At 32.0% G+C, this 25,691-nt stretch carries 24 protein-coding genes and 1 pseudogene; 17 read left to right on the top strand and 8 right to left on the bottom strand.

Annotated features, from left to right (window positions below; all coding sequences use genetic code 11):
• Positions 1–119: 119 nt before the first annotated feature.
• A complete protein-coding gene (locus tag C7448_RS06860; RefSeq protein WP_115900613.1) occupies positions 120–1,403 on the bottom strand; it encodes a metal-dependent hydrolase family protein in 1,284 nt (427 codons plus the stop codon).
• Positions 1,404–1,477: 74 nt separating this feature from the next.
• Here C7448_RS06860 and C7448_RS06855 point away from each other — a divergent pair, with 74 nt between their 5' ends.
• From C7448_RS06855 to C7448_RS06840, 4 genes are all read left to right on the top strand, one after another.
• A complete protein-coding gene (locus tag C7448_RS06855; RefSeq protein ID WP_115900612.1) occupies positions 1,478–2,158 on the top strand; it encodes an SDR family NAD(P)-dependent oxidoreductase in 681 nt (226 codons plus the stop codon).
• 140 nt (positions 2,159–2,298) lie between these two features.
• A complete protein-coding gene (locus C7448_RS06850) occupies positions 2,299–2,898 on the top strand; it encodes a SprT-like domain-containing protein (RefSeq protein WP_115900611.1) in 600 nt (199 codons plus the stop codon).
• A gap of 8 nt (positions 2,899–2,906) precedes the next feature.
• On the top strand, positions 2,907–3,983 hold the full coding sequence (locus C7448_RS06845) for a mannose-1-phosphate guanylyltransferase (protein WP_115900610.1): 1,077 nt from the start codon (positions 2,907–2,909) through the stop codon (positions 3,981–3,983).
• A gap of 33 nt (positions 3,984–4,016) precedes the next feature.
• Positions 4,017–4,784, top strand: coding sequence for a hypothetical protein (locus C7448_RS06840; protein WP_115900609.1), 768 nt, complete (start codon positions 4,017–4,019; stop codon positions 4,782–4,784).
• Positions 4,785–4,786: 2 nt separating this feature from the next.
• Here the strand turns inward: C7448_RS06840 and lpxK are convergent, their stop codons facing one another.
• A complete protein-coding gene (gene lpxK / locus C7448_RS06835) occupies positions 4,787–5,827 on the bottom strand; it encodes a tetraacyldisaccharide 4'-kinase (RefSeq protein WP_115900608.1) in 1,041 nt (346 codons plus the stop codon).
• Positions 5,828–5,928: 101 nt separating this feature from the next.
• On the opposite strand from lpxK, the gene C7448_RS06830 reads away from it, so the two are divergent.
• The 13 genes from C7448_RS06830 to C7448_RS06760 all read left to right on the top strand — a co-directional run bounded on the left by C7448_RS06830 (position 5,929) and on the right by C7448_RS06760 (position 21,184).
• A complete protein-coding gene (locus C7448_RS06830) occupies positions 5,929–7,023 on the top strand; it encodes a Nif3-like dinuclear metal center hexameric protein (protein ID WP_115900607.1) in 1,095 nt (364 codons plus the stop codon).
• 3 nt (positions 7,024–7,026) lie between these two features.
• Positions 7,027–7,797: a zinc ribbon domain-containing protein gene (locus C7448_RS06825; RefSeq protein WP_115900606.1), complete on the top strand. Its 771-nt coding sequence runs from the start codon at positions 7,027–7,029 to the stop codon at positions 7,795–7,797.
• 154 nt (positions 7,798–7,951) lie between these two features.
• On the top strand, positions 7,952–9,349 hold the full coding sequence (locus C7448_RS06820) for an FAD binding domain-containing protein (protein WP_115900605.1): 1,398 nt from the start codon (positions 7,952–7,954) through the stop codon (positions 9,347–9,349).
• Positions 9,349–11,610: a xanthine dehydrogenase molybdopterin binding subunit gene (locus tag C7448_RS06815; RefSeq protein WP_211321892.1), complete on the top strand. Its 2,262-nt coding sequence runs from the start codon at positions 9,349–9,351 to the stop codon at positions 11,608–11,610. Before C7448_RS06820 ends, C7448_RS06815 begins: the two co-directional genes overlap by 1 nt.
• 2 nt (positions 11,611–11,612) lie before the next feature.
• Positions 11,613–12,188 (top strand): GNAT family N-acetyltransferase, encoded by a 576-nt coding sequence (locus tag C7448_RS06810; protein ID WP_115900603.1) that lies wholly within the window; start codon positions 11,613–11,615, stop codon positions 12,186–12,188.
• 125 nt (positions 12,189–12,313) lie between these two features.
• Positions 12,314–12,688, top strand: a complete 375-nt coding sequence (locus C7448_RS06805) for a hypothetical protein (RefSeq protein ID WP_211321891.1) — start codon at positions 12,314–12,316, stop codon at positions 12,686–12,688.
• 6 nt (positions 12,689–12,694) lie between these two features.
• Positions 12,695–13,639 (top strand): XdhC family protein, encoded by a 945-nt coding sequence (locus C7448_RS06800; protein ID WP_115900601.1) that lies wholly within the window; start codon positions 12,695–12,697, stop codon positions 13,637–13,639.
• A gap of 7 nt (positions 13,640–13,646) precedes the next feature.
• A complete protein-coding gene (locus C7448_RS06795; RefSeq protein ID WP_115900600.1) occupies positions 13,647–14,249 on the top strand; it encodes a Crp/Fnr family transcriptional regulator in 603 nt (200 codons plus the stop codon).
• Between the two features lie 51 nt (positions 14,250–14,300).
• Entirely contained in the window at positions 14,301–14,750 is a 450-nt protein-coding gene (locus C7448_RS06790) for a DMT family transporter (protein ID WP_115900599.1), read from the top strand.
• Positions 14,747–15,469 (top strand): GNAT family N-acetyltransferase, encoded by a 723-nt coding sequence (locus tag C7448_RS06785; RefSeq protein ID WP_115900598.1) that lies wholly within the window; start codon positions 14,747–14,749, stop codon positions 15,467–15,469. The genes C7448_RS06790 and C7448_RS06785 overlap by 4 nt, the downstream gene beginning before the upstream one ends.
• 123 nt (positions 15,470–15,592) lie before the next feature.
• Positions 15,593–16,390 carry an alpha/beta hydrolase gene (locus C7448_RS06780; RefSeq protein ID WP_115900597.1) on the top strand — a complete coding sequence of 266 codons (798 nt, stop codon included), beginning with the start codon at positions 15,593–15,595 and terminating at the stop codon, positions 16,388–16,390.
• A 436-nt stretch (positions 16,391–16,826) separates the two neighbouring features.
• Positions 16,827–17,915 carry a serine hydrolase domain-containing protein gene (locus tag C7448_RS06770; RefSeq protein ID WP_147300506.1) on the top strand — a complete coding sequence of 363 codons (1,089 nt, stop codon included), beginning with the start codon at positions 16,827–16,829 and terminating at the stop codon, positions 17,913–17,915.
• A gap of 869 nt (positions 17,916–18,784) precedes the next feature.
• On the top strand, positions 18,785–21,184 hold the full coding sequence (locus C7448_RS06760; RefSeq protein ID WP_115900594.1) for an AAA family ATPase: 2,400 nt from the start codon (positions 18,785–18,787) through the stop codon (positions 21,182–21,184).
• Positions 21,185–21,612: 428 nt separating this feature from the next.
• Here C7448_RS06760 and C7448_RS06755 read toward each other — a convergent pair.
• From C7448_RS06755 to C7448_RS06730, 6 genes and pseudogenes are all read right to left on the bottom strand, one after another.
• A pseudogene (locus C7448_RS06755) lies at positions 21,613–21,786 on the bottom strand (DNA polymerase III subunit delta); the annotation flags it as partial.
• Positions 21,787–21,802: 16 nt separating this feature from the next.
• Entirely contained in the window at positions 21,803–22,405 is a 603-nt protein-coding gene (locus C7448_RS06750; RefSeq protein ID WP_115900593.1) for a hypothetical protein, read from the bottom strand.
• Positions 22,406–22,473: 68 nt separating this feature from the next.
• A complete protein-coding gene (locus C7448_RS06745) occupies positions 22,474–22,965 on the bottom strand; it encodes a hypothetical protein (RefSeq protein WP_115900592.1) in 492 nt (163 codons plus the stop codon).
• A 9-nt stretch (positions 22,966–22,974) separates the two neighbouring features.
• Complete coding sequence (locus C7448_RS06740; RefSeq protein WP_115900591.1) at positions 22,975–23,619, bottom strand: hypothetical protein; 645 nt, start codon at positions 23,617–23,619, stop codon at positions 22,975–22,977.
• Between the two features lie 84 nt (positions 23,620–23,703).
• Positions 23,704–24,279 carry a hypothetical protein gene (locus C7448_RS06735; RefSeq protein WP_115900590.1) on the bottom strand — a complete coding sequence of 192 codons (576 nt, stop codon included), beginning with the start codon at positions 24,277–24,279 and terminating at the stop codon, positions 23,704–23,706.
• Entirely contained in the window at positions 24,272–25,687 is a 1,416-nt protein-coding gene (locus C7448_RS06730) for a hypothetical protein (protein ID WP_115900589.1), read from the bottom strand. The genes C7448_RS06735 and C7448_RS06730 overlap by 8 nt, the downstream gene beginning before the upstream one ends.
• Positions 25,688–25,691 lie beyond the last annotated feature (4 nt).

The following is a 25,691-nucleotide window of genomic DNA, read 5'->3' as shown; positions in this document are numbered from 1 at the left end:
ACCTAACTTTATACACAACAAAAAACCTTTGAAGCTAGCTTCAAAGGTTTAATTAATATTTTATAAAAACTGTCAACCTATTTCAGGACGACTCAGTAATTAAAAGTTCTTATTTATTATTAATCTTTTCTAAATACCTCTCCATTTTTCATCACAAAAACTACTTTTTCCATTATATGAATATTTTGAGTTGGGTCTTCCTCTACTGCAATTATATCTGCTAAAAACCCCTTTTTAATTTGCCCTAGCTCATTTTTCATCCCTAACAATGCTGCATTAGTTATTGTAGCAGATTGAATGGTCTCTACAACAGGCATTCCTGCTTCTACCATATACCCAAACTCTTTTCCGTTTTTTCCATGTTTAAAAACTCCTGCATCTGTACCAAAAGCTATTTTAACTCCTTTTTTATAAGCTCTACCAAAAGTTCCTTGTATTTGTGGACCAACAGCCAACGCTTTAGGTACTACAATTTCTGGATAAAAACCTTTTACTTTTGCTTTCTCTTCAACCTCTTTTCCTGCCGTAATGGTAGGAACTAAATACGCATCGTGTTTTTTCATCAACTCCATCGTTTCATCACTCATATAAGTTCCATGTTCAATAGTTTTTACTCCTCCAATAATCGCACGTTGCATGCCTTCATCTCCATGAGCATGAGCAGCTACATGCATTCCATAATCTTTTGCAGTTTCACAAATTGCTTTTACTTCTTCAATAGTAAATTGAGGGTTGTCACCACTTTTAGCTACACTCAACACACCGCCTGTCGCTGTAATTTTAATACAATCTGCTCCATTTTTATACCGTTGACGTACTGCTTTTTTAGCATCTTCAACTGAGTTTACCACCCCTTCTTTAGGACCAGGGTTTCCTAGTAATTTTCTACTACTTCCATTCGTTGGGTCTGCATGCCCGCCCGTAGTTGCTAATGATTTACCAGCCGTGAATACTCTAGGGCCTGTGATTTTTCCTGCTTTAATTGCTTTTGCCAAAGAAATATTGACTCCTGTTCCTCCTAAATCTCTCACTGTTGTAAAACCATTTAATAAGGTTGTTTCTGCAAATTTTACCGAGTTATAAGCTCTATCAGCATCATTCAATATATATTTTTCTAATCTCGATTTTGGACTATGCTCACTTTCTATATGTACATGCATATCAATCAGTCCAGGCATTACCACTTTGTCTTTTAAGTCAATTATTACATCATCAGAGTTTTCTGGGTTAACGTACCCTTTTAACACTTCAACAATTTTATTTCCTTTTACAATAACGGTTTGTTCTTCTTTTATATTTCCTTTTTCTGTATCAATTAATTTTCCGCAAAATATATAAGTATTTTGAGCAAATATTGTCATTGACATTGTTAAGAATAGCGCTAAAAAAAATATTTTTTTCATGATAATTTAAGAATGATTAAGCAATAAATGTAGTGATTTTTATGTAGCTTGCCTTTTTAAATTTTGCCAATTACATGAAGAACATTGTTATTACAGGAACTAGTAGAGGTATTGGTTTTGAATTAGCACAGCAATTTGCTAATCAAGGACATCAGGTATTAGCGCTATCTAGAAACACAAAACCTTTAGAACAAATAAATCATTCAAACATTACAACTATTTCCGTTGATTTATCTGACGAAAGTGACATAAAAAAATCGGTTGATTTTGTTTCAACTGAATGGAAAAAGGTAGACATCCTTATCAATAATGCTGGAAAATTAATTAATAAACCTTTTGAACAATTAACCACCCAAGATTTTGAAGAGGTTTATAAAGTAAATGTTTTTGCAGTTGCCGAATTAACAAAAAACTTACTACCATTTATGCAACAAGGAAGTCACGTAGTAACGGTAAGTAGTATGGGAGGAGTTCAAGGTAGTATGAAGTTTCCTGGATTAGCAGCTTATAGTTCTGCTAAAGGCGCAGTAATTACTTTATCAGAATTACTAGCTGAAGAATACAAAGAACAACAAATAGCTTTTAATGTGTTAGCGTTAGGTGCCGTACAAACAGAAATGTTAGAAGAAGCTTTTCCTGGTTATGAAGCTCCTTTATCGGCTAAAGAAATGGCTAATTACATTTTTGATTTTGCTTTAACAGGTAATAAGTATTACAACGGTAAAGTTTTACAAGTTTCAAGTTCTACTCCGTAGAGAAATAACGATTGTCACTTCGAGTGATTTTCGTTCAACATAATTGAAAAGAAAATTATATCGAGAAGTACTAGCTAGTTCTCGATACAATTTTTATTTTTCCTTTTTATTTCAAAATAAAAAACCACTCGAACTGACTTTTGAAAAAAATACTGATTAAATACATCCCTGAAGAAGCAATTCCGTTAGTTGAATATTTAATTATTGAACATAAAATCAATTTGAAAATAGTAAGCGAACGTCAGACCAAACATGGTGATTTTCGTCGATTGCCAAACGGACACATGCAAATTACGGTCAACAATAATCTGAATCCGTATCAGTTTTTATTAACCTTAATTCATGAAATTGCACATCATGTTACCTATCAAAAATTTGGAAGAGTACAACCGCATGGTAAAGAATGGAAAACAGTATTTCAGCATTTAATGCTGCCTTTTTTACAGCCTGAGATTTACCCTAAACATATTTTACCCTATTTAGCCAACTACTTAAAAAATCCGAAAGCAAGTACCGATACCGATGTAAATTTATCATTGGCTTTACGAGAAGGAAAATCAGAAGACGGAAAGAACTTTATCTTTGAAGTTCCAAACGGAAGTGTTTTTCAGTTTAAAGAAAAACTATATAAAAGAGGAAATAAACGCAGAACACGCTACGAATGCTTAAATTTAGAAAATAAGCGCGTGTATCTGTTCAATCAAAATGCAGAGGTGAAACTCATAGCTTTAAATAAATAACAGCTTGTATGAACACTAATTATTATGCAGTAATCATGGCAGGTGGCGTAGGTTCTCGTCTTTGGCCAGTAAGTACCGAAAAATACCCTAAACAGTTTCATGATCTATTAGGGTCTGGTGAATCGTTGCTGCAAAGAACTTTCAACAGAATTAGCCAATTAATTCCTTCTGAAAATGTTTTAATCGCTACGAATAAACATTATGAGGAATTAGTGTTAGAACAACTTCCTAAAATTGGTAATAAACAGTTACTGCTAGAACCTGCAATGCGTAACACTGCTCCTTGTATTTTATATGCTGCACTAAAAATTCGCCAGCATAATGAAAATGCAGTGATGTTAGTTGCTCCATCAGATCATTGGATTGAAAACGAGACTGAATTTCTTAAAAACATTGAAACTTCTTTTAAAGCCTGTACTAAAGAAAATATATTGATGACTTTGGGGATTCAACCAAATCATCCTAATACAGGTTATGGCTATATTCAATTTAAAGAAAATGTTTCTGAAATTAAAAAAGTAAAAACATTTACTGAAAAACCAAACCTAGAAAAAGCTACGCAGTTTGTAGCAAGTGGTGATTATTTATGGAACGCTGGTATTTTTGTTTGGTCAGTTTCAAGTATTTTAAATTCCTTCCAAAAACATCTTCCTGATATGGTTGGCATTTTAGATGATGGGAATAATGTCTACAATTCCGATTTTGAAGACGATTTCATTAAAAATAACTACGAAAAATGTGAAAACATTTCTATTGACTTCGGAATTATGGAGCGCTCTGAAAAAGTACACGTATTACCTGTAGATTTTGGTTGGGACGACCTTGGTACTTGGGGATCTTTATACAACAAACTCGCTAAAGACAACCAGCAAAATGCAACTGTTGGAGCTAACATTATTTTTAAAGATGCCAACGGGAATATGGTTAGTACTAAAAATGGTAAAAAAGTAGTAATTCAAGGATTACAAGATTTTATTATTGTAGAAAAAGACGATGTACTTGTCATTTGTCCTCGTAAAGAGGAACAAAATATTAAGCAACTACGATCGGAAGCTAAAGATACTTTTGGTGAAAAGCATATATAACTTCCACAATACTTTATAAAAAACACTATAGAAATGGATCGAAATTATATAGACGGTACTCTCATTACTTTTATAAAATCATTTATAATTATACCACTAGGAACCATTTATTTCGCTATTACTGGCTATATAGGAGTTCAAAACCCTAGACTCGACTATTTTATACTTGCCTTTTTCTATGGTCTATTCTCCTCCCTTTTAATCAAATATATTATAGACTCCAATAAAAGACGTTTTATTTACGATATTAAATACAAAAAAATAAAACCTATCTTAAGTTTTAAATACACCAAAAGTGAATGGGTTCTTTTTATTCAAAAAAACCTAACTAAAAGAAAGAAAAAACACGCTATAATTACCCTGTGCCTTTTTATTGCTTCCATTTCTTTAATATACTTTGGCTATACCTTAAAAAATGATGGTGAATTTGCTTTAGCTATAGGTTACAACATATTAATGGCTTCTCTTTTTTGGGGAATATTCTCTTACAGATTTTTAATTTCTCCTTTAAAATACGCTTTAGAGTGTTCTGTAAGAGAAGTTCAATGCTTTAAATATGGTATTGTTCTTATAAATGAATACTATATTATTAAAACTTTTAGCTACATGAAAAACGTATCATTAAGCAAAAAACATAATAAACATAGTATTTGTTTTACAGATGAAACTAGAGGTACTAGTCTTGAAGGATATGATGCTAATAGAATTATGAAATTTACTTTACCAATACCAAAAGAAGAAAAAGAAAATTCAAAAAAAATATATACCACAACTTTTAGAAGCCTATTAACAAGTAAATAAAGTTATTTTGTTTTTTTTACTCTTCTTATTTCTTCTAACACCAAAGAGTTAAAAACCTGCTCTTCGTTTAGAAAATCACTTTTTATTGATATATAACTAAGATGATCAACCTTACCTTCTAAACGCATATAATCTTTTTCAGTAGTTAGAATGATTTTTTGTTGAGATGACAACTCTTTAAAAGCTTTCTTAATATTTGAAATGTCCTGCTGAGTAAAATTATGATGATCTGGAAAATTTAAATGCTTAAAACCTATTTCTTTTTCTTTTAAAAAGTTCAATAATGGTTTGGGGTTCGCAATTCCCGTCACCAACAACACTTCTTTATCTTTCAAGTCTGAAATTGCTAGTTCTTCTGTTCCTTTTAAATTTTCGTCGTACACAATCGTCGTAAAAAACACTTTTTGATACGACTTCGGATTTATCTTTCGTACTATCTTTTCTTGCTCCGTTTTCGATAAACCCTCAGGACATTTCGTTACCACAATCACACTAGCTCGTTTAGCTCCTCTCCTACTTTCTCGTAAATTCCCTGTTGGTAACACAAAATCATCAACATATAAGTCATTGTATTTTGTCAGTAAAATATAACTACTAGCAGTTACTTTTCTATGTTGGTAAGCATCGTCCAACAATACTACTTCTGGCGAATTATCTCGCTGTAACAACTGCTGAATTCCATTTGTTCTGTCAGCATCAACAGCCACCATAACATCTTTTTTAAATTTTTTATAAAACTGTAAGGGTTCATCACCAACATCTTCAGCACTATGCGTGTCATTTACTAGCTGAAACCCTTCTGTTTTTCGTTTATATCCACGACTTAACACAGCAATTTTATAATTATCCTTTAATAAGCGTATCAAATATTCAATCTGCGGAGACTTTCCTGTTCCTCCCACACTCAAATTTCCCACAGCTATTACAGGAATATCAAAAGATCTAGACTTAAAAACACCTATATTGAAAAACCAATTACGAACAGTCGTAACAACATTGTACAATACAGCAAACGGAAATAATAAAAATCGAAGTAACTTCATTATATCAAAAGTAATAATTTAAGCATTAATGTACAGGATACTTTTATTTTCATTTTTCTACTTTGTAACTTTGCTATATTAATACTTTGAAACTTACTTAAATGCAAATAAAAGACGTCACCAACTATATTGAACAACTGGCTCCACTCTCGTATGCCGAAGATTTTGACAATGTTGGGTTATTAATAGGTAATTACAACACAGAAGTAACAGGAGTTTTAGTCACGTTAGATACTCTTGAAGAAACTGTAGACGAGGCTATTGCTAAAAACTGTAATCTTATTGTAAGTTTTCACCCTATTGTATTTAGTGGACTAAAAAAATTTAACGGCAACAACTATGTAGAACGTGTTGTATTAAAAGCTATTCAAAATAACATTGCTATTTACGCTACACATACAGCCTTAGACAATGTAAACAACGGGGTTTCTGCTAAAATGGGAGAAGTTTTAGGCTTAGAAAAAATGAAAACCTTAATCCCCAAAAAAGGAATCATTAAAAAACTAACTACTTATGTTCCGTTTGCTGAAGCTACTAATGTACGTGAAAAGTTATTTGAAGCTGGGGCAGGTAACATTGGTAATTACGACAACTGTTCTTTTAATGTAGAAGGAAAAGGAAGCTACAGAGGAAACGAAAATTCGAATCCTACTATAGGTAAAAAAGGAGAATTGATGTTTGAAGAAGAAACCTGTATTACAGTAACTTTTGATTCTTATTTAGAAGGAAAAATACTTTCAACACTCTTCAAAAACCACCCATATGAAGAAGTTGCTTATGAAATTATTACATTAGACAACCAAAATCAACATGTAGGTATGGGAATGATTGGTGAACTACCTTCAGCGATGGATGAAAAAGACTTTTTATTATTTGTAAAAGAAACTTTTAAAACAGGTTGTGTCAGACACTCAGAATTACTTGACAAACCCATTAAGAAAGTAGCTGTGTTAGGTGGCTCAGGAAGTTTCGCTATTAAAAATGCGATGCGAGCTGGTGCCGATGCTTACATAAGTGCTGATTTTAAATATCACGAGTTTTTTAAAGCAGAAAAAAGAATTTTGCTTGCAGATGTAGGACATTATGAAAGTGAACAATTTACAAAAAACCTTTTAGTTGATTATCTTAGCAAAAAAATTAGTATTTTTGCAATTATTTTAAGCGAAAAAAGTACAAATCCAATATACTATATTTAACAGATGGCAAAAAAAGAAGTAACGGTAGAAGAAAAATTAAGAGCGTTATACGATTTACAGTTAATCGATTCTAGAATTGACGAGATTAGAAACGTTCGCGGTGAATTACCTTTAGAAGTTGAAGATTTAGAAGATGAAGTTGCCGGATTAAACAAGAGACTTTCTAATTTAGCTGAAGATGTTAAAAATTTAGAAACTGATATTAGTAATAAAAAGTTAGCGATTGAAGAATCTAAAAACTCAATTACTAAATACGAAGAACAACAAAAAAATGTTCGTAATAACCGTGAATTTGACTCTTTATCTAAAGAAATTGAGTACCAAGAGCTAGAAATTCAATTATCTGAAAAGAGAATTAAGGAATATAAAGCTAAAATTGCTCAAAAGAAAGAGGTTATTGACAACACCAAAGAAAAATTAGCGAAGCAAGAAGCACATTTAACTCACAAAAAAGGTGAACTAGATGCTATCTTAAAAGAGACTGAGAAAGAAGAGCAATTATTAAAAGAAAAGTCTGAAGAATTTTCAAAGTCTATCGAAGGTCACTTATTAACTGCTTATAAAAGAATTAGAACTAAAGTAAGAAACGGATTAGCTGTTGTTGCAATTGAACGTGGAGCTGCTGGAGGTTCTTTCTTCACTATTCCACCACAAGTTCAGTTAGAAATTGCTAACCGTAAAAAGATTACAATTGATGAGCATAGTGGTCGTATTTTAGTAGACCCTGCCTTAGCACAAGAAGAAAAAGAAAAAATAGATAGCCTATTTGCTTAATATTTTTCTTAAAATATATACAAAGCCTCCAAAATTTGGAGGCTTTTTTATTGCTACATATTTTGACCATTATATTATTAAAAAATTTAAACTCCACACTTTTCTTTTTCAACTTTTCACCTAACGTCACATTTTCGTATCTTGCATTCTGCTTATGATACAATTTATATTAAATAATCAGGTAATAAAAACTACAGCAAACGCTGGTATTACCTTACTCGATTTTATTCGAGAACACCAACAATTAAAAGGAACAAAAATAGGATGTCGTGAAGGCGATTGCGGAGCTTGTACTGTTTTAATTGGTGAATTAAAAGATAATAAACTTAGTTACCAAAGTATAACTTCTTGTATTTCTCCCTTAGGAAATGCTAACGGAAAGCATATTGTTACGGTAGAAGGAATTAATTTACCCAAAGAACTAAACACTGTTCAAAAAGCGATGACTGACAATTATGCTACGCAATGTGGTTTTTGTACCCCTGGTTTTGTAGTTTCTATGACTGGTTATGCTCTTGACGACAAGCAAACAACCTCATGTAACGATGCTATTAGTGGAAATATTTGTCGTTGTACAGGTTATAAATCGATTGAAAAAGCTGGTTTTGAAATAGAACAAAAACTACAACAAAAAGATAACAATCATCAAATTGACTGGTTAATCAAGGAAGGGTTTATTCCTAATTATTTTGAATCAATCCCTAAAAAATTAACTCAAATACAACCTAAAATCTTTGAAAAAACAGGAGTAAAAGTAGCTAACGGAACCGATATATATGTACAGCATGCAGATAAAATGGCAGAAGAAGATGTGCATTTACTAACCGATAAAAACGCTTTAAAAGAAATTTCTTTTACTGAAGGATTTTGTACACTGGGTGCTAATACAACCGTTACCGAAATTGCAGAAAGTAAGCAACTACAAACCCTTTTTCCGAAACTAAAACAATTTTTAAAACTCATTTCTTCTGAACAAATCAGAAATATGGGAACTATTGGAGGTAACTTTGTAAACGCCTCACCTATTGGCGATATGTCTATTTTCTTTTTAGCATTAAACTCAACGTTAACCATTCAAAAAGAAGATGGAAACACGCGACAAGTTCCGTTTCAAGAGTTTCATCAAGACTACAAAACATACGATTTACAAGAAGGCGAAATCTTACAGTCCATAACATTTAAAGTTCCGCAGGCAGAAGACAATTTTAATTTCGAAAAAGTAAGTAAACGAACACATTTAGACATTGCTAGTGTAAATTCCGCAGGAAGAATTACACTAAAAAATAATACTATTACAGATGCACATTTTTCATTAGGAGGTGTTGCTGCCATTCCGAAATATTTACACGAAACCAACGCTTTTTTAATCGGAAAAACAATCAATTCAGACACTGTAAAAGAAGCCGAAACAGTTTTACAATCAGAAATCTCTCCTATCACCGACGTTCGAGGAACTGCTGAATACAAACGTTTGTTAGCACGACAGTTATTTTTTGCTCACTTTTTAGAGCTATTTCCTAATCATGTAGAACTAAAAAAATTAATTGCCTAATGAAGACGATGAAAAATATTGACAGTTTTACACATGTTAGAGGAGAATCGTTATTTGTTGACGACTTAATGCTACGTCAAGATACCTTATTCGGATTGGTTTATGATTCGCCAAAAGCACACGGAAAAATAAAGTCGGTAGATTACTCCAAAGCAGAAGCGCTAGAAGGCGTGGTAAAAATATTCACTTATAAGGATGTTTTAGGAGAAAATCAAATTGGAGGTATTATTCCCGATGAACCCTTATGGGCTGAAGATGAAGTCCATTTTTGGGGGCAACCGATTGCCTTTATCGTTGCTAAAAGTGAAGCCATTGCTAAAAAAGCTAGAACTTTAATTTCCATAGATATTGAAGAACTTCCCGTAATTACAACTGCTAAAGAAGCCAAAGAAAAAGGTAGTTTTATCAATGCTCCTCGCTCATTTAACTTAGGGAATACTCAAAACGCATTTAGCGAATGTGACTATATGTTTGAAGGCGAAACTTTTTCGAACGGACAAGAGCACTTGTACCTCGAAACACAAGGTTGTTATGCGGTTCCTCAAGAGAATGGAAGTATAAAAATTACCTCATCAACTCAAGGACCTACTGCTGTGCAAAAAACAGCTGCGAAAGTGTTGGGTATCCCAATGCATAAAATTGAGGTAGATGTTATCCGTTTAGGTGGTGGTTTTGGAGGAAAAGAAGACCAAGCTACTCCATGGGCTGTAATGGCTGCTGTTGCAGTACAACATTTGAATCGTCCGGTAAAATATATGTTAAATCGACATGATGATTTACGCATGACTGGGAAACGTCACCCCTATTCATCATTTTATAAAATAGGATTAACTAAGGACTTAAAAATTAAAGCCTTTGAAGCTGAGTTTTTACAAAACTCAGGTGCTGCAGCTGACTTATCACCTGCTATTGCCGAGAGAACTCTGTTTCATGCTACCAATAGCTATTTTGTTCCGAATGTGAATACTACCGTGTATAGTTGTAAAACCAACTTACCGCCTAATACCGCTTTTCGTGGTTTTGGAGGTCCGCAAGGTATGTTTGTTATTGAAAGTGCTATAGCAGATGCCGCTGATAAAATAGGCATTAACAAAAGAGAAATACAAGAAGCCAATCTATTAGCTGAAAACGATGAGTTTTCATACGGACAAATTGCAACCGAAGTACAAGCACAAAACTCTTGGTTTAGCGCAAAAGAGCAATATCAACTGGAACAGCTAGAACAAAAAGTAGCTGACTTCAATAAGAAGAACCACCACTACAAAAAAGGTATTTCATTAATGCCTATTGCTTTTGGTATTTCGTTTACCAATACTCCAATGAACCATGCACGTGCTTTGGTGCATATTTATCAAGATGGAAGTGTTGGCGTCTCTACAGGTGCCGTAGAAATGGGGCAAAGTGTAAACACAAAAATGTTGCAAGTAGCACAAAGTGTTTTAGGAATTTCGGCAGATAAGGTTAAACTGGAAACCACGAACACTACACGTGTTGCCAATACCTCACCTTCTGCAGCAAGTTCAACTGCCGACCTTAACGGAAAAGCAACTGAAATGGCTTGTAATTCGTTAGTTGAACGACTAACAGAAGTTGCTGCTGACATGCTCTCTACCAAAAAAGAAAATATCTCTTTTCAAGAAGATGCTGTTTTTGTAAGCGATAAAAAATCAGACTTAACATGGGAAGCTTTAATTGCTGAAGCGATGCTACGTCGTGTGGCGCTATCTGAAAATGCACATTACGCTACCCCAGTTATTCATTTTGATAAAACCAAAGAAAAAGGGCATCCATTTGCCTACCATGTGTACGGTACTGCCATTACAACAGTTACTGTAGATTGTATCCGTGGTAATTATGAAATTGACAATGTAAAAATTGTACACGACTTTGGTAAAAGCATGAATATGGGTATTGATTTAGGGCAAGTGGAAGGTGCACTAGCGCAAGGAATCGGCTGGATGACCCTAGAAGAAATTTCGTATAATAACGAAGGAAGGTTATTGTCAAATGCTTTATCTACTTATAAAATTCCTGATATTTTTTCAGCTCCCAAAACAGTAGAAACAATTCCTTTAAAAACCGAAGGAAATCAAATGGCAATTAAAAAGTCGAAAGCGGTGGGCGAGCCTCCGTTGATGTACGGGATTGGAACTTATTTTGCCATTCAGCAAGCTGTAAAAGCTTTCAACCCTAATTATAAATTAAAATTCCACTCCCCTTTTACACCAGAAAAAGTGTTGACGGGATTGTATGAAAAATAAAAATGACATACTCAATAAACGAACATGTTTTTGATACGTTTCCTGAATTAGAAAGTGACAGACTTTTATTTAGTGAATATACAAAGACAGATGCCTCAGAATTATTTAACATTAGAACTCACCCAAAAGTTTGTGAGTATTTAGATTCTGACACTCCTCAATCTCCACAAGACATTGAAAAAAGAATAGAACTCATTCAACAAGCTTTTAAAGATAAAAACGGAATTACTTGGGCTATCATCAACAAGGAAAATAACAAACTAATTGGTGATTTTGGAATTTGGAAATTAGACAAACAAAACTTTAGAGGTGAAATAGGCTATGTGTTGAGCCCTGATTATTGGGGAAAAGGATATATGAAAGAAGCTATGAAAACCTTAATTCACTTTGCTTTTAACACCTTCAATCTTAATAGCTTAGAAGCTAATATAAATCCTAAAAACCAAAACTCAAGAAGTATTCTTTTAAAACTAGGGTTTCAAAAAGAAGCCTATTTTAGAGAGAACTATTTTTACAATGGGATGTTTTTAGATAGCGAGATTTATTCGCTATTAAAATCAGATTTTAATTCAAAATAAATAAGAAGAGTATCAAACTACAATACACTAAACAAAATATAATTCGTGGGGCACTTATTTATAGCACTGGTGATACTATTGCCGCCTTGTTAGTAAACGAGTTCTCAATATACAGACTCCTTGGAATGGTTGTGGTTGGCGCTACTGTATATGCCTTAGAAATACCTAATTATTTTAATTGGATAGAAAGAAAAACAGCCAACAATAGCGGACTAAAAAGAACCATAGCAAAAACAATATTGGCTATTGCCTATTTTAATCCATTATGGATTTTTAGACATTTACTGTTTATCAAGTTATTTTCTGGAAATTTTGAACAAATAACCAGTAACTTATTTGTAGTTGCTTGTTGGTCGTTTTTGGTAAACGTTCCTATTTCGTTTATCGCTAATTTTATCATTCAAAATAAAGTAAAACTCGATTGGCGTTTTTTAGCCAGTGCTATTTTTTCTGCATTGATGGCTATTTATTATGCGTTGAGCGAAACCATTTTTAAGTAAACTTTTATGGAATTCTGGCAACAGTTACATACAAAACTTCAAAATAAACAGAAGGTATACGTGCTAACGGTAATTGAAAACCTTGGTAGTTCTCCGGGGCGAAAGGGTTTTAAAATGTTAATTGCTGAAGATGGTTTTATTTTCGGTTCTGTAGGTGGTGGTGTGATGGAGTTTACACTCGTTGAAGAAGCGAAACAACTACTACAGCTAGAGAATTCGCCAACATTTATCAAAAAACAAATCCATAAAGGAAACATCAAAGATGGTTCGGGTATGATTTGTTCTGGTGAGCAAACAGTAAGCTTTCATTACTTGGGTTCAGAGAATATTTCAATAATCTCAATCATTATTTCTTCTTTACAGCATGGTAAAAAAGGAACTTTACACTTATCTCCTACCTTATTTGATTTTACTCCTGATGTTCTAGAAAGTCAATTTGAGTATGATATCAACTCAAAAGAAGATTGGTACTTTAAAGAACATATCGGTTTTAAAGAAACCTTGTATATTATAGGTGGCGGTCATGTAGGCGTTGCCGTTTCTGAACTTTTTGTAAAGCTTGGTTTTTATGTGGTGGTTTTTGACAATCGAGAAAACCTCAACACTTTAGAAAATAATCAAACCGCTCATCAAAAACAGGTTATTGATTATAACGACATTGAAAACTACATAGAAGAATCTTCTTCAAGCTATGTAGCCATTATGACTAATAAATACACTGATGACAAATTGGTATTGAGTAAACTCCTCAAAAACAACTATAAATTTCTAGGAGTTTTGGGTAGCAAAGCAAAACTACAAACCATGTGGGAAGTTTTACAAAACGAAGGCTTTACTCAAGAAGAATTAAACAAAATTCACGCACCTATTGGACTTTCTATAAAAAGTGAAACCCCTGAGGAAATTGCAGTAAGTATTGCAGCACAAATCATTCAAATTAAAAACACCTAAACGAATAATGAATCAATCTAATGAATATAAAACCTTTTTAACAAGCGTTTTTAATCGTTATGCTACGGTAAGCGACGACTCCATTTCTTCTTTGTTTTCAGCTGTAAAAATACATAATTTAAAAAAGGGAACCACCCTATTAGCTTTTGGTAAAATATCAAAACATGTACATGTTCTTTACAAAGGCGCAATAGTTTCGTGCTTTTTACATAAAAACGGTACGGTATATCATAAAAATATCTTTTTATCAGGGAGTTTTATAAGTTCTGTAGTATCATCACTTACCAACACACCTTCCCAGTTTTCTTTAGAAGTTATAGAAGACTCAACGGTTATTAGTTTTCCGTATGATGTATACAGGCAACTTATTAAGGATAACCAAGACTTGCAAAACTTCTATATTGCTTATCTTGAAAAGAATTGGGTAATTGACAAAGAGAAACGAGAAATTGACATTGTTTTAAAAGAAGCTAAAGAACGATATCTTGATTTTGTAAACGCTAACCCTAACATAGAAAATAGAATACCATTACACTATATTGCCTCTCATTTAGGTATTACTCCCACTCAATTAAGCCGAATTCGTAAAAGCATTAAAAAAAGTGTGTAGCAATCAACATATGTAAAGAAAAAGACCTTATTTCCTTCCCATCTTTGCAGTATGAAAATATTCTTTATATACTTTTTGGCCTTTATTGGTGGAGTATCACTAGCTGTTCAAGCAGGATTTAACACGCAACTAGGTACTATTGTAAAACAACCTGTTATCGCTGTTATAGCCACCTCTGTAGCTAGTGCTGTTTTTGGGTGCTTATTCATCTTTCTATTCAAAGAAGAAAGTATTCAATTAACTATAGCGCAACAAGTACCTTGGTATTTATGGTTTATTGGCGGACTTTTTAGCATGATTGGTATTTCTCTTTATTTTTACACCATACCAAAACTAGGGATTTCAAAAATGATTGCTTTTGGCTTATGCGGTCAATTGATTTTTTCGTTATTCGCAGGAAAATTTGGTTGGTTAAACCTGCCTGTTGAGCCTATAACTACCAAAAAGTGTATTGGAATTATTTTCATGGCAATTAGTATTCTTTTAATCAACTCAAAATGAAAAAAGTAGTATCAAACATTAACAATTTAGCCTCTTTATGGAAAACTGCTGCGGCTCCATATCAAGGTTATCATAAAGAAACATCTTTTGAAAGCGCTTACATTGAAAATGCTCAATGGCCTAATAGAATTTGGACCAACCTCTCTCCTTCTACTAATCAGCTAAAGGAAATACAACAGCAAATAATTAGCAAAGACAACCGTTTTACATTTTCTTTATTTACACTACCAGGTCAAGAAAATAATATGGAACTTGACACTAAAATTCAGTTAAAGTCAACACAATACGGAATGAGTTTAGAACTAAACGAAAAGTTTGAAACTCAAAGACACATCGATTTTAAAAGAGTAGAAAACAAAGAAGATGCTGATGTTTGGAGCAACGCCTTTTTTAAAGCCTTTAATTACGAAATAAGTACAGCAACCATTTTAAAAACCAAAGAAACCATCCCCTACTATCTTGTTTATTTTGAACAAGAGCTTATAGGCACCGTAATTTTATACACTACTAATACGATTGCTGGCTTGCACAGTTTAGGTATTATTCCTGGAAAAAGGAAACAAGGTTTTGCTACCGAAATTATGCGTCATACACTTAACAAAGCCATTGACCAAAATTTATCGTTAGCTACACTACAAGCCTCAGAAATGGCTAAAGAAATGTATTTTAAACTAGGGTTTTCTTTAGACTTTTTAATGGAAAACTATATTACACCTTAATTTATAATAAAACAATATTCTTAAAACATCTGATTAGGCTCTTATAGTTCTTTAACCTTAAGAACATATTAGTCATTTCCTGACATTTTTCAACAAAAAAACTTTATTAACTTTTATATAATAATGAAAAACTCAATAACCGTTTTGGCAATTTTAAGTATTTTTTGCCAATCTTTTTCGCAACAAGTAGATACGCTAAACGTATATAGTCAATCAATGCAAAGAAACATTAAAACCTTAGTAATAAGACCTAATAACACTATTAAAAAGTCCGTTCCTAGCATATATATTTTACATGGTTACAGTGGTTACCCTGAAAGAACAATAAAAAAAGATATTCCTTCTCTACTTCGTCTAAGTCAAGAAATGCAGACTCTATTTATTTTACCCGATGGTAATTATGACAGCTGGTATATTGATAGCGAAACAACAAACTCAAAATATGAAACTTTTATCGCTAGTGAGCTTGTTTCTTATATAGATGAGCACTACAATACAGATAATTCAAAAACTGCAATTGTAGGTTGGAGTATGGGAGGACATGGTGCTTTGTATATTGGAGCAAGACATCAAGATCTTTTTGAAGCTATAGGAAGTATTTGTGGAGCTATAGATTTTTCTGCATACGGAAAGGATTATGGAGTACCAAAATTACTAGGAAAAGACAATAAAAACTGGGCTAATTATACAGCAGCATCTCAAATAATGCGGTTAAAGAACTCTAAACAAAAAATTCTGATTAGCTGTGGAATAAATGATTTTCTGATTAAGCAAAATAGAGATTTACATCAAAAGCTCAATACTCTCAATATTCCACATATTTATGAAGAACGTCCCGGAGAACACAATGCAGCTTATTGGTCTAAAGTTGCAAACACCCAATTGTTTCATATAGATAACTTTTTTAAAGAGAGTAACTAAAAGTGTCTTCCTTTTATAATCACGTCTTATAAAAAAAATGATTATAAATACACCTAAACAGTAAAATGTGCTGTTTAGGTGTTACTCTTATTAAACCTTTTAATTAAAGGGAAAACTATTTTATGGTGGGATAAATAGTTTACAGGGAAAACAACCAGAATAATTTGCATATTAGGCCAACCTGCTTGGTACTATAAATGGTTTTATAGAAGCCCGAGTCATAATGCGGTTAAAAAACTAACATTAAACTATATAGAAATAAAAAAAGTGCGAATTACTACCATTGGCCCTATAAGACTCTCAAAAGAAAAGTTTAGAGCAAAATGGCTAAAAAAAGTAGCAACCCTTGGAACAATGAACAAATAAAAAATAACTGTTATTTATTATAAACTGTAACAATTTCGAATCTCATCTGTCATTGAAAAAAACAGAACTAATGAAACTAATTTTACAACTATTACTAATTACTTGTTTAATAGGTAAATCTTATGCTCAAAAAAATGACAAAAGTATTTATAGTAAAACTGATGCCTATTTGGAAAGTACTATAGATAGCCTAAATATTATTGGGTTAAACTATGTAATACTTATTGACAACAAAATAGTTCACAAAAAATCTTTCGGTTTAGCGCATGCACAGCTTAAAGTACCTATGACTATAGATAAGTCTTTTCCTGTTGCTTCAGTATCCAAATTATTCAGTTCGGTTGCACTTCATAAATTATTAAGCATTCATAAACGAGAGGTAAATGAAACTTTAGAAGATTTTCTTCCTAACAGAAATGACTTACCTGAGTCTTGGAAAAAATTAACTCTCAAACAATTACTATCTCATACTTCTGGTATTCCAGATCAAATAGATTATCAAATTTATTTAGCTCCTGAGAGTGAAAAAAGTGTTATTGACGCCCTTAGAGATAAACCATTTAGTTCTGAACCAGGAACAGAGTCAAAATATAATGCAACAGGTTTTTTACTAGTTCGTGCTATAATTGAAAAATTGGCAAATCAGGATTTTGAATCCTATATGCAAACTGAATATTTCGACAAGTTTAATTTAAGTTCAGCTAAGTACGGTGGGTTTAAAAAAGTTATTCCTAATAGGGTTACTTGCTACCAAAAAAGAAATGGGAGTTTAGAGATGTTTCCTCTAAATTATTCTTCTCCTATGTATGCTGGTGCTGGTTTAAATATCTCAATAGATGATTTAGTTAAATGGTTTCAAGCTATTCAGAAAGAAAAAATCATCACAAAAGAACAACTTGAAAAAGCTTGGACACCTGTAAAGTTAAAAAATGGAAAAGATGGCTATTTTGGATTAGGTTGGGAGTCTTACAGACTTCAAGATGGTTATAGAATGGTTGGACATGGAGGAGCTGGTATTTCCTCTTTCAGACATTACTGGAACGAAAAAACCAATCAAAATATTACAGTTATTTTATTAACTAATGGTGCTTTAAACTGGGCTATTAGACCAAATCAAATTAACTCAAAAATTGCAACTATAATACTTGAAGATGAGTAAAACACTTCGTGTAATGCTATATATATATAGTAGTTGCTTTTTTACATTTAATCCTTAAAACCACAATTATACATTTAACATACTAACTAACATTTTTCTACACAATACGATATTTTATCTTTTTCTTGTTTGGTATCACTTCCCTTAGGCAAGAAGTGTTGACCTAATTAGGCTTCGTGTAGTATTAATTTATCTATTGCCGTAGTATTAGCGACCCATGCCGTGATATTAGCGACCCATGCCGTGGTGTCAGCGACCCATGCCGTGATATCAGCGACCCATGCCGTAGTATCAGCGACCCATGCCGTGGTATCAGCGACCCATGCCGTGGTATTAGCGACCCGTGCCGTGGTGTCAGCGACCCATGCCGTAGTATCAGCGACCCATGCCGTGGTGTCAGCGACCCGTGCCGTGATATTAGCGACCCATGCCGTAGTATCAGCGACCCGTGCCGTAATATCAGCGACCCATGCCGTGGTGTTAGCGACCCATGCCGTGGTGTCAGCGACCCATGCCTTGGTATTAGCGACCCATGCCGTGATATTGGCGACCCGACCCATGCAAGCTTTTATGATAGCTAAAACAACTTTTATTACCTAAATAATTGAGCTTATGGGATTCCGTAAGAATATGTATTGATATTTTTTTAGATTCGCAAGAATTGTAAGAGCAACTCGCTCTTATAGTTACGTTAATAAACAACAACAACTCGTTGATAACTTTATTTTAGGTAAAGCATTGTTTTGATATATTTGATATCATATAAAAATTGCTTAAACTTTATGATATCCATACTTTTATCAGGATAAAAGAACTAAAGTTTGGTATATAACGAGTTGTAAGCAATGTAACCCAACAATATGAAATAGATGATTACAAAGTTTAAATCAATAAATAATCTTGCGGTATTTCAAAATTTTGATTGGGATTCAACTATTCGTGATAGTAGTGGAAATAATGTTGTTTTATTTAAACCAATCAATATATTTTACGGTCGAAATTATTCGGGAAAAACTACTCTTTCTCGAATTGTCAGAGCATTAGAAACAGGCAACTTATCTGAGAAATACGAAAATCCTCAATTTGAAGTTTGTATTACTGATGTTGCTGATTGCACACCTAATAATCTAACTGAACACAGAAAAAAAATCAGAGTATTTAATGAAGACTTTGTAAAGGCTAATCTTCGCTTTATAGTAAATCCTGATGAGAGCGTATCACCTTTTGCTATAATTGGCGGAAATGCTACTATTGAAGCCGAAATTCAAGCACTAAAAAGTGAATTAGGTGAAAAGGAAAATATTGAAGAAGATATTAATGCTACAGGATTTTATCTTGAATTGAAAAATACCTCATTAAGAGCAAATACCGCATTAGTAGCATATCAAAACGCGAATAAAAATTTAACCGACCAATTAAGATTTAAAGCAACTAACAATCCTCTCGGAATAAAATACAAATCTGATAAATATGGCGACCAAAACTATAATATCAATAAATTACAAAATGAAGTTAACACAGTTTTGGAAAACTCATTTCAGCCTTTAACTGATGACGAAGTAACAGAAAAACTTAATTTACTGAATGAAAGCGCAAATTCTAATATCCCAGAAGTTGAAAAACCAAAATTAGACTTAGATACACTGAATATAAAAGCGAAAGAGCTTGTAACAAAGTCAATCAGCAATTCTAATAAAATCGAGCAACTTTTAAAAGATGCTATTCTCAATCGTTGGGTAAAGGAAGGTCGTCAATTACATAAAGACAAGCTAGATAAATGTTCTTTTTGTGGTAATGATATAACAAAAGAGCGCTGGAATGAATTAGAAAGTCATTTTGATGAAGAATCAGAAAAGTTAGAAAAGGAAATTGATACCTTAATTTCTGAAACCAATAACACAATTCAGAATATTGAAAAACAACTAATAATAAACAAAACCTTGTTTTATTCAAAATTTCATTCTGATTTAGATACTCTAACAATACAAAAAGAGGAAGCTGTTGAAAAAATTAAATCTGAATTAAATATTATAATCGAAAAACTTCAAGAGCGTAAAAATGATATACTCAATTCCAAAACTTATAATGATATTACTGATAACAGCAAATTATTAGAAAATTGTTGGTCGTCATTCGAAACTTTTAGGATTCAAGCTAACGAATACACTAGTTCATTGGAAACCGAACAAACAAAAGCAAAGAGGCTTTTGCGATTAAGAGAAGTAAGCGATTTTACTACAACTATCCAGTACACAACTGTAAAAGCAAGAGTACAAACTTTAAAAGACACTTCAGATACTGAAACTCAATCTAAGAAAGTTGTAGAGGAAAAAATCAATCAGCAAATTAATCAAATTGAAGCAAAAGAACGGTTGATGAATGATGAAGAGAAAGGAGCTATTAAAGTAAATGAATATTTAAACAATTTTTTTGGTCACGATTTTTTGACATTGCAGGCGTTAGAAGATACTGATGAGTTTGGTGGAAAAAAAATTAAATTTGAGATTGTAAGGAATGGAAACAAAGCCCATCATTTAAGTGAAGGAGAAAGTAGTTTGATTGCATTCTGCTATTTTATGGCTAAACTTGAAGATGTGGATACCAAAGGAAGTAAGCCAATAATTTGGATTGACGACCCAATTTCTAGTCTAGACAGTAATCATATCTTTTTCGTTTACAGCCTTATTAGTGCAGAAATTTTCACGAGACAAGAGTTTGAACAAATTTTTATTTCCACTCATAATCTTGATTTCCTAAAGTACTTAAAAAGATTACCAAGTGCTTTGAATAAAAATCAGTGTAGTTATTTTTTGATTTCTAGAGAAAATGAAATCAGCAAAATTACTTTAATGCCAAGGTACTTAAAAGACTATGTGACGGAGTTTAATTTTCTTTTTCACCAAATTTATAAGTGCTCAATTGCTGAGTCTGATGATGAAAATCAACATAATCTCTATTATAACTTTGGGAATAATACGAGGAAATTTTTAGAAGCTTTTCTATTCTACAAATACCCAAATACCAGCAAGCAAATTGATAAACTGACAAAGTTCTTTGGCAACAATAGACAAGCTTCAACGATGACTGATAGAATCAACAATGAATTCTCACATTTAGAAGGATTGTTTGAGAGAAGTATGACACCGATAGATATACCTGAAATGAAAAAAACTGCGAAGTTTATTTTAGATAAGATAAAAGAAAAGGATAATGAACAATATGAAGCCTTATTATTAAGTATTGGAATAGAAGTACAAGAAGAAGTATAAAAACACTGCTCACAACAACCTATATAACTCATAGCTAACTAGTTGCTTAAACAAAGTTAAGGTATATTTGGAAAGTCGCCAAATTTTTAAATTTTGACGATTTCCAATAAAAAGATAAATAGTAAAATTTAAAAATCTGGCTTGTGCTTAATCCGAAAATATTTTTATAATTTACACGCTACGAGCCATATACAGAGACGTTGGTAATAATTGCCTGCGGCACGTAGAAACCGTGTTTTAACAAACACTCCTTTTCTACTAATTATTACCAACGCTCTAGGTTAATTGCTCCTCTAACAATTATATTGTGTACCTTTAGACTTCTTTGTGAACTACACACGAAACTATAAACAACAAAATGTATAACGAATGAGGCACAATTATGGCTCCTCATGAGGCTGTACCTCACACGCCATACACCTAGAGCCTTAATGCAAAATCTTAAACAGTAATTCTTTTAAAATATCAGCATGGGTTTGGTTAGCTCCTACTCCTTTGCTCTTTACATCGGCATCGCGTAATAAGGTAATAATTTGTGATACTTTACGCATCGGGTAGTTACGGGCAGTATTTATGTAGTCGTCCACAAAATATGAGGGTACTCCTATGTTTTTGGTGTTATAAAATTTTTAATCTTCTAAAATCAACTTTTCTTTGGTTTAAAAACTTTAAGTCTACAAAGTATTCTTCAAAATCTTTTTTAAGAATATTTTCTCCAGCTTTACTTAAATACATATCTTCCATTTCCCATTTTTTATAATATATATTAATACCGTTTTGTTCGTAAAGCTTCATTCTGGCTTCTACTTCATTCATAAAAACTGATGTTTGTAGTTTTATATTTTTGTCTTTTAAAGAAATTGTTATTTGCGACCTAAACCTTTTTCGAGTTTCAAACCTGTCGTGTTTGTTTTTATAATATTCAGGCGACCTTATAAATAATTCATCTAAAAAACTACTCTTTTCATCTAAGTAATCGTCTGGATTTTCTCTACACTCTTTTCCGTATACATCAATAGATATAGTTTCGTCGTAATAGAATCCTTCAATTCTAACATCTTCTGTAGGTACTTTTATGTGTAAGTAATCTTTAAAGAGCAACTTGTTTGACCTATTGTTGTATCTGGTAGCATTATTATAGTTATCGGGACTCTTATGTGAGGATGTAAGGTAAATACCTTCAATTATTTTTCTTATAAATGTTACTAAGCTAAACTGCATTATTAATGGGTGTCTTTGATGTTTTAATTTTTAGCTATTTTTTCATGTAAACTAAGTTATTATTGATTTTAAAACTCATACGTAGAAAAACGATTACTTACTCTGTTAATAAACTTTTTAAGAGTACTATGAATTAACAGGTAAGAAAAAGCTAAAATAACAGGATATATAACGACTTCCATCCCTAAATATAAGTGGTCGTATTTATCATACTCTGAATTGTGATTATACCAACCGAAAAAATTAAATATAGTATAGCTAAATTCATGATTGTAAGTATAATTACGATCAAAGTAATAAAATAACCTCATAAGTATCATACTTAAAACACCTACCAAACCAACATAAACCACTACCTTTTTCCATTTAGAAAAAGATAGCACCATAAAAGAAACAAAAAGAAGAACTAATAAAGGTGTAAAAATTGCCATTTCATTATCTGAACTTATATTTTTTTTACTTTGAAGAGCTTTAGAGCAATTAATAATATTAATTATTAGTATTGTGGAATAAATACTGGCTATGACAGATAAAATTATATTCGCGCTATTTTTTTTCATAATACTTGATTACCACTTTACAGGTATTTTAATACGTTCGTGCTTACTTTCTATTGATGTAATGGTTTGAGGTTCTCCTGTACTAGGATCGACAACTGTCATTTTTTCTTCTCTGCTGCCATGTCTTAGAAAAAATCTAGTAAAAATAGTGTCATTACTAGTTAGCATGTTAAATAGTTCTTGATTGTTTTTCTTGAAATCAACAATACCTATATGTATAGTATCTTTGTTTTTCTTTTTATCTAGTAATGGTCTTAATAATTGTTGAGTAACAGTACTTGTATCTATAATGTAATTGACATAATAGGTGTAATTAAGACTTTTCTTACCAAATATTATTTTTCTATTATAATTTCCAGCAGACTTTAGAGAGCCTCCTTCTACCGAATATAAATACATTTGAGGGCGTCTATAAGAAGACTTATAGTTTGATTCATAGGTTATTCTACTTAAGTTTAAGTTCACATAAGACGTATTTTTTAATTCAATTTGATTAGGCAACTTAATATAAGCTACCTCTTCTATTTCTGACTTGTATGTTCCAAAAATTACAGGAAAATTAACCGATTGAGATTGTTTTACTACAAGATCTTTTTTAGGGTTGGCACAAGTAAATGTTGTTAAGGTTATAAATAAGTAAATAGTTAACTTCATTAATTAATTTTAATAGGGACTTTAATTCTTTTTGTAGATAGTTTACTTTTTTTATCCTCGTTGTTAACGACTAAAAAAACTCTGTTACCACTCTACAGGAACAGTAACACGTTCTCCAAATTTTCCATCATCTAAAAACTGAATTGAAATACTATCTCCTTTTGTTAACTTTTTAAATAATGCTGCATGGTTTTTCTTAAACTCGGTAACCCTACCAATATGTAAAGTGTCTTTATTTTCTGCTAGCATTTTTGCTACATAAGGCTTGAACTGTTGTTGGATTGATTTTGTTGAGTCTACAAAATGTCTTGAGTAAATAAGGTATTCTTTATTATTATATGATAGAACTTCTTTTTTTGAATTATTTGATGTTCTAGAAATTGATTTTTCTTTATACTCAAATAACATTATACCATAATCTCTTCCAATAGGTATAGAGTTATAATTATACTTAATTTTAATAAACTCTTCATCTTTATTAGAATTATTTATTAAATCAACTTTTAAAGGCAGCTTAATACTTATTACTTTTTTAAACTTTTTGCTTAACCTTATAATTACAGGGTATTCAGTTGAACTTTGAGAAAGTTCAATAGTTTTTTTACTTACCTCACAACCAATAAGTAAATAACATGTCAATATTAATACTATCTTATTCATTTAAAAAAATGGTTTCAATTATATAATCATACTTATTCTTACTAGTGTTAAGTTTTTCTTTATATAGGACAAATATTTTATCATCATAATCTGTATTCTCTTCATTATAATCATTCAGTCCTTCAAAAGTTATAAATTCTCCATTAAGAAGCTTGTTAGCTGTTTCGTTAGAAATAGCCATTAAACGCCACTCAAAACCTTTTTCATAGTAATCTTGGAAATTTTCTCTCCTTTTCCATGATTCAATATACTTTTTTACTGCACTTAAACCTTCTGACTTTGCTTTTAAAAGTTCTTGGTCTACCACCTCATTAAAAAACTCTTTAAATATTGCTTCGTTTTCTTGAGTAATTAAATTTGTAATATTTGTTAAGGGAGACATAGGACCTAATGGAATAGGTAATTGCTTTGAGGTTGCTTCTTCATCTGCCATAAAAGAAGCAACTCCAAAAAAGTCATATACACTACCTGCTTTTTTTAACGTTCGTAAAAATGTTACTCTCTTACCTGTTTTAGAAAAATAGTCATATTGACTTATAGGTTTAGTTGAGGTGTATTTATTACCAGTGTTTTTACGAATTTTCACATTTTCAAGTAACTTACTGTCATTTGTATAAACACCTTTTTGTAACAGTTCTCCATTGTTTGAATAGAAGTTTTTACCATAAATTTGGCTATTCCTTGTTATTATATTTCCTTGAGTGTTAATTAGCATACCTTTTTCTAGCTTCGCCAAAGCTATATTACTTATAACTTTGTCAACACCACCATTTTTTATAAAACCTTTAGCTTTCTTTTTTACTTGTTTTACTCCAAAAGACTTGGCAAACTCTATAAATACCATTGGACTACCATCGTACGCAACAAATTCTGGCAAATTATGTCCAGCGATAATAGGGTTAAAATATAAGTCTCTCTTGCTAAAACCAACTTTTAGCATATCCTTTGTTTTTTTAGGCACTTTCGCCCAAAGTTTTGTATCGTAATTGGGTAATTTAAAATGTACTTGCCAATATAAATCTAGATCATAAGCAGTGTCTTTTTTTACCATATTTTCCCACCTCTGATCAAGGTAAAGTTTTATACAAGCTTTTCGTATTTCCCCTTTTTCTATTACTTCAGTTTTTACAATAACTTCTTCTTCATTAAACTCGTCATCATCTAAACCATCACGTAAAAAATTATCGTAGTCATAGAGTTTAAACTTCAATTGTGTTTTATTTGGCAATCCTGTTATTTCTGTGTGAAAGTATACAGTTTCAGAAAGTTCAGCCTTGTTTATAGTTTCTTTTCCTTCCTTATCATAACTCCATTTATGATTGAAAAAAGAAATTTTGTAGCCTAATACTTCTTTGGTTATCGATTGCCCTGTTTCGTTTAGCGTAATTTTAAATTTTGTTTCAGCCATAGCT

The organism is Tenacibaculum gallaicum, assembly GCF_003387615.1.
GTDB lineage: Bacteria > Bacteroidota > Bacteroidia > Flavobacteriales > Flavobacteriaceae > Polaribacter > Polaribacter gallaicus.
The sequence above is the reverse complement of the archived record's forward strand: the minus strand, read 5'-3'. Positions and strand labels throughout refer to the sequence as shown.